The following is a 5,040-nucleotide window of genomic DNA, read 5'->3' as shown; positions in this document are numbered from 1 at the left end:
GCGGCTACGAATCAGCGACGGGGGATTTTCGAATCAGGTGGCACCGTCTTCCGGTAGACGCAAAGGGCCCCGCCGCCGGGTCGAGGTTCGCGCATAGACCCCGGGGTGCCGGCTCCCAGGTACGGCACCCCGGTCCGAACACGATCGATGCCCCCGCCGGATCACCGGTCGGGGGCGTCGTTCGTTGGTGGGGTCAGCGACGACCGCGGCGATGTAGCGCCGCGTGTCCGTCTCGGGAGTCCCGCAGGGTCTCAGTGCTCGTCTCGGCGGTCTTCGTCCGGTCTAGCCATGTCTCCTCCTGGTGGTCGTGGACGGCTCCTACGGCCGTCCTGGGATGTGGGTGTCGACCCCCGCTACCGCCGCTACCGCCCAGGCCAGAGGGCCCTACCGGGCCCGCTACGCCGGTAGCGGGGGTGTGCTACCGGATCTCGCTGCCGCTGGCGTCCGGGGTGGTGTCGGGAGAGATCGGTCCGGTAGCGCCGACCCCCTCTACCGGTCGTGCCGCGAGCACGTCGGGTGGGATCGCTCCCTCGATGTCGCGCAGGGTGTACCCGGCCCGGTTCTCCCCGTCGATCTTCACCTGTTTGGTGGTGCGCGTGACCCCGGCGCGGTCCAGCTCGGCCGCGAGCATGTCCGCGTCGAAGTCGCCGTAGCTGTCCTCGTCGACGTTGACCAGGCCGGTGAGGATGTCCGCGGTCCACATCCGGGTGCGCGGGCCGAAGACCTCCATCACATCGCCGATGATCGCCGGGATGGTGAACCCGACCGTGCCGGCCGCCGCCGCGATGTCGCCGCACGCATCACCGGTCAGCGTGCCCTCGGCGATCCGCAGCGCCCGGCCACGGACGCAGACCTGCTCGAACGCCGGGTTGTCGAGATAGTCGGCCTTCACCGTGACGAACGACGCCGGGCCGGTGACCAGCACCCCGACACCGACGTGTTCCTCGGACAGCATCGAGGCGTCCGCGCCGGCCGCGGCCTTGCCGTCACCCAACACCATGTCCGACGACGTCTTGTCGACGACCTGCGTGGAATACCGGTAGGAGACGATCTCCCGGAGCTTCGTCGGGACGCTCTTGGCGTCCGGTCGCTGCGAGGCGTAGACCGGCATGAACCCGGCCGCCGGGCCGCGTCGGGCGATCCGCGCGAGCTTGCCGATGATGCGCGCCCGGTCCTTGTCGGTCTCCAGGGCCTCGAAGTACTCCTGCAGCTCGTCGACGACCACGAGGATCAGCGGCAGCATGTACCGGCGCATGATCTCCGGGGTGAGCTTGCCCTCCGGGCACAGGCTGGTCGGCAGGCTGGCGAACAGCGCGAACCGCCGCGACATCTCGGCGATCAGCTCGTCGAGCATGACCTCGAACGCCGCCAGGTCGGCATCGTCCGCGCCACGCACATACCGGTGTGCGACCCCGCCGGCCGGCTTGAAGTCGGCACCGCCCTTGCCGTCGGCGAGGTAGAGCCGCACCCACGGGTCGAGCACGGCCGCAGCCACCAGCAGCCGCATGGAGAACGTCTTGCCCCGCCTCGGCAGGCCGCCGAAGAACGCGCTCTGCCACAACAGGCCGATCTCGATCCGCCGGCCGCGGGCATCCCGACCGAACGGCACCGGCCGCCAGAAGTCGAACCGGTCGGTGTCGACCAACCCGGAGACGAGCGGCTTGCCGAGGTACGGATCGTCGTCGGCCACCCACAGGGACAGCCGCCGGCCGTGGCCTCCCTGATGGGCGCGGACCCGGGACAGGTCAAGCTGGATTTCATCTACGCCGAGTTCGGCTGCGATGGTGTCCCGCTTCCGGATGGTGTCCGCCGCGGTCTTCCCGCCACCCAACGGCAGATCCACGGTGGCCAGCCAGCCGGCACCCTCCCGGAAGATCGGCGCGCACAGGATCAGCGCCCGGTCGGCCTTGAGCAGACCGGCCGCGCGGAACGCCGCGGTCAGGTGCTCCGGGGCCAGGCCCACGCGGATGTCCCGCTCCACGACCGTGCCCGGCTCACCCGGCAGACGCCTGCGACGACCCACGACAGCAGCAGCGCCGGCCACGGTGAGACCGGAGACGACAGGCACCCATTCGCCGACCATGACCGCGGCGACCGTCTCGGCAACCCCGGTTGTGGCCAGGGTGGCGCCGGTGAGATACCAGCGGATACGGCGATGATCCCGGACGATGAACACGTCCTTGCCGAGCTTGCCGGTCGTCGCGTCCCGGAGTTCCCCGGCGAGGTCTTCGGCGCGCACCCAGCGCCACCAGAACCGGCCACCGCGCCAGACACCCCGCAGCACGGCCAGCGGAGAGCGACGTAGGCCGCGCACAGCTGCCCGGGTGGCTACCCGGCTGCCGTAGTCGAGCCGGGCACGGGCCACCGTGGTGTCGGTGAGCCACACCGGCAGGCGCAGCGGCTCATCCCACCCGGCCGGTGACCGCCGGGCCGGCACCACCACGCCGTCCAGCGGCGTACCCGTGGCCGGGGTAGCCGGCTCGACCGGGTCGGGGATGGCCGGCACCCACGGGCCCGGGACGACTTCGCCCACAGCGGTGTCCTTGTCGAGTCGTACTGGTTCGGTCATCGCCGGCCTCCCGGCGTCCACCCGGGCACCGGCACATCGGCGGGCAGGATCAGCGTGGACGCCCCCAGCGGTGAGATGCCGGCCGCGGTGGACACGGCCACCTCGATCCGTTCGGCCGCGTCCACGACCGCCACCACGACCAGGCCGACGATCCGCAGGGCCAGGACGACGACCGCCAGGACCACGATCCCGGCAGTCGCCCACCACGGCAGCGACCGCAGATCCGCGCGGATGTCGGGTTTCATGCCGCACCGCCTTCGCGTCGGGCACGGATCGTCGCCCGGCGTCGGTCGTTCGCTGTCCGGTCGGGGTTGCCGTACTTCCGTTCGCACTCGGGGCAGTAGGCGTCATCGGTGACGCCGTCGTAGATCTGCGTCATGACGATGCCTCCCGCTTCGGCGCGGCCTGGTGGCCGTCCGCCGGCTTGCTGCCCGGGGCGTGCACCCAGATGACCCGGCCGGGGAACGACCGTGCGGTACGGCCGGTGAACTTCTCGAAGACCCGCGCGCCGCACACGGCGCAGACGTCGGACATGGTCATGACGCGCTCCGGGACAGTTCGCCGATGTACCGGCGGGCGGTCGACTCGGACAGGCCGACCTCGGGTGCGAACTGGCGGGCCAGCTGGGCCGCGGATCGCGGGTCGTCCGCGGGCACGCTGGCGACCAGCTGCGCGAGCTGGTGTCGCCGGGACGGCTGCCCGGTGCCGACGGGCTGTACCGGTACAGGTGCAGGGTTGATACGGGGTGAGGAATTCTCCTCACCCGCACCTGCCTCGACGGCCGCCTCGTCTGCCGTGGCCTCGAGACCGGTCTCGAGTGCAGGGTCGGCACCGTGGACGGGCCGGGTCGCCTTGAGCGCCACCACCAGACCGAACGCGACGACCGGCCACGCGGCCATGACCAGACCCCACGATCCGGGACCGCGATCGGCGATGTTCGCAGCCAGGCTCATGGCCAGTCCCGCGGTGAGTACGACCACGGCCGCGCTGATCGACGCGCCGACCCGGCGGCGCATCCGGATCTCGACCACCGCCGCGAACGCGATGGCCTCGACCGTGGAGGCGATGACGAGTGCCCGCCAGCCGGGCTGGCCGTGGAGCTCGGCGAGATGCCGCACCCGGGCGAAGCAGACCGCGAACGCGGACGCGCCGAGCAGCACCGGCAGCGCCGTCGCCGCCGCGCGCTCCCACCGTGGCGCGCTCATCGGACCGACCCCGGGCAGGTGGGGACCGCGCACCGATGGCCGCCGGCCGGCCGCTCGGTGCGGACCACGGCGACGACCACCAGGACCACGACACCCAACGCTGCCAGTCCACCGACCACGGCCGCCGCGGACACGTCGACGGGCTGCGTCACGACCAGGACGACCAGGACGACCAGGACCCGGATCACCGGGTCACCGACCAGATGGCGCCGTTCGCACGCCACAGCAACGTGTTCATCCCGGCGGACATGTGGGTGAGCAACCACCGCGCGTGCCCCTCGCCGGCGTGGGACGGGTCGAGCAGCACCAGGACGTCAGCGCTGCGGCGGTCACAGATGCCGTGGACGACCGGACCGTCGTACCCGTCGACCGTGATCGGCAGGTCGGCCGTGGCCAGCACCGTCACCTCGCCTGCGCCGTGCGCGAACCGGGCCACCTCGAAGGCGTCGTGATGGCTCGCGCGGGCGTCCCACCGGGCCAGCAGGTCGCCGGCCGGCGCGACCACGACCCGGGCCGCCGCCTCGCGGGTCACCCTGCCCAGCATCGGCAGCTCCACCGGCAGACCCACCCCGACACGGTCGTACCGCCACGACGTCCACCGGCGCTGCCCATGATCGAGCACGGGCCGGATCGCACCGACCCGACGACCATCGGCGATGACGACGTACTCGCCGGACAGGTCGAAGGTCTCGGCGCGCTCAAGCGCGTAGGAGGCGCTCACCGGGCCACCTCCGCAGCGTCACGGATCAGCCGGGCGATCCAGGCATGATTGCCGTCGTCCAACGCGAGTTCGAGCATGCGCACGAGCGCCTGAAGCCGGCCGAGCTGGACGGCCGTGGTGTGCAGCACGTCCAGCTCGGCGACCGCGGGCGGGACCGGGGGGGTGTCGTCGGCAGGGTCGTTCTCGTCGAGCACGTCGGCCGCGTAGTCGGCGGGCACCGACCGGGCCGCCATGCCGTCCGGGTCGTTCACCAGCGTGTCGGCGATGCGGGAGCGCATCCGGTCACGTAGCCGGCCTGCACGGTCGGCCGCGCTGTCATCTGGGATCATTGGGGACACGGTCGGGACCTCCTGTGGGTCTCGGATCGAGGCCCTCGTCGGAGGTCGGACTCCGGCGGGGGCCGCCCGATCGGCCCGGGTAGAGATCGCGGCCAATCCCGATAACTCGCACTCTTGCGCTGCCTACTGTCCAGCGTGTAGGCACCGGTAGCACATAGCTAGATCGGCGATCTGTCCGCATAATCGGGATCGCGTACCGTCGTCGCA

General features: G+C 71.7%; 8 protein-coding genes. All 8 read right to left on the bottom strand.

Annotated elements, in window-relative coordinates; all coding sequences use genetic code 11:
* Positions 1–418: 418 nt before the first annotated feature.
* Genes DD1DGNOD_RS00670 through DD1DGNOD_RS00645 form a run of 8 tightly spaced genes read right to left on the bottom strand, consistent with a single transcriptional unit; the run spans position 419 to position 4,833 of the window.
* Positions 419–2,569 carry an FtsK/SpoIIIE domain-containing protein gene (locus DD1DGNOD_RS00670; protein ID WP_206442861.1) on the bottom strand — a complete coding sequence of 717 codons (2,151 nt, stop codon included), beginning with the start codon at positions 2,567–2,569 and terminating at the stop codon, positions 419–421.
* Positions 2,566–2,814 (bottom strand): hypothetical protein, encoded by a 249-nt coding sequence (locus tag DD1DGNOD_RS00665; RefSeq protein WP_131769203.1) that lies wholly within the window; start codon positions 2,812–2,814, stop codon positions 2,566–2,568. Before DD1DGNOD_RS00665 ends, DD1DGNOD_RS00670 begins: the two co-directional genes overlap by 4 nt.
* Positions 2,811–2,948 carry a hypothetical protein gene (locus tag DD1DGNOD_RS26320; RefSeq protein WP_165036315.1) on the bottom strand — a complete coding sequence of 46 codons (138 nt, stop codon included), beginning with the start codon at positions 2,946–2,948 and terminating at the stop codon, positions 2,811–2,813. Before DD1DGNOD_RS26320 ends, DD1DGNOD_RS00665 begins: the two co-directional genes overlap by 4 nt.
* The gene (locus tag DD1DGNOD_RS26315; RefSeq protein ID WP_165036313.1) at positions 2,945–3,109 is read right to left on the bottom strand and encodes a hypothetical protein; all 165 of its coding nucleotides are present in this window, start codon (positions 3,107–3,109) and stop codon (positions 2,945–2,947) included. The genes DD1DGNOD_RS26320 and DD1DGNOD_RS26315 overlap by 4 nt, the downstream gene beginning before the upstream one ends.
* Positions 3,106–3,774 carry a hypothetical protein gene (locus tag DD1DGNOD_RS00660; RefSeq protein WP_131769202.1) on the bottom strand — a complete coding sequence of 223 codons (669 nt, stop codon included), beginning with the start codon at positions 3,772–3,774 and terminating at the stop codon, positions 3,106–3,108. Before DD1DGNOD_RS00660 ends, DD1DGNOD_RS26315 begins: the two co-directional genes overlap by 4 nt.
* Positions 3,771–3,962, bottom strand: coding sequence for a hypothetical protein (locus tag DD1DGNOD_RS00655; RefSeq protein WP_131769201.1), 192 nt, complete (start codon positions 3,960–3,962; stop codon positions 3,771–3,773). Before DD1DGNOD_RS00655 ends, DD1DGNOD_RS00660 begins: the two co-directional genes overlap by 4 nt.
* Positions 3,959–4,495 (bottom strand): hypothetical protein, encoded by a 537-nt coding sequence (locus DD1DGNOD_RS00650; protein WP_131769200.1) that lies wholly within the window; start codon positions 4,493–4,495, stop codon positions 3,959–3,961. Before DD1DGNOD_RS00650 ends, DD1DGNOD_RS00655 begins: the two co-directional genes overlap by 4 nt.
* On the bottom strand, positions 4,492–4,833 hold the full coding sequence (locus tag DD1DGNOD_RS00645) for a hypothetical protein (protein ID WP_131769199.1): 342 nt from the start codon (positions 4,831–4,833) through the stop codon (positions 4,492–4,494). The genes DD1DGNOD_RS00650 and DD1DGNOD_RS00645 overlap by 4 nt, the downstream gene beginning before the upstream one ends.
* Between the last annotated feature and the right edge of the window lie 207 nt (positions 4,834–5,040).

The organism is Candidatus Protofrankia californiensis, assembly GCF_900634765.1.
GTDB lineage: Bacteria > Actinomycetota > Actinomycetes > Frankiales > Frankiaceae > Protofrankia > Protofrankia californiensis.
This window is presented reverse-complemented; position numbering and strand designations above follow the sequence as displayed.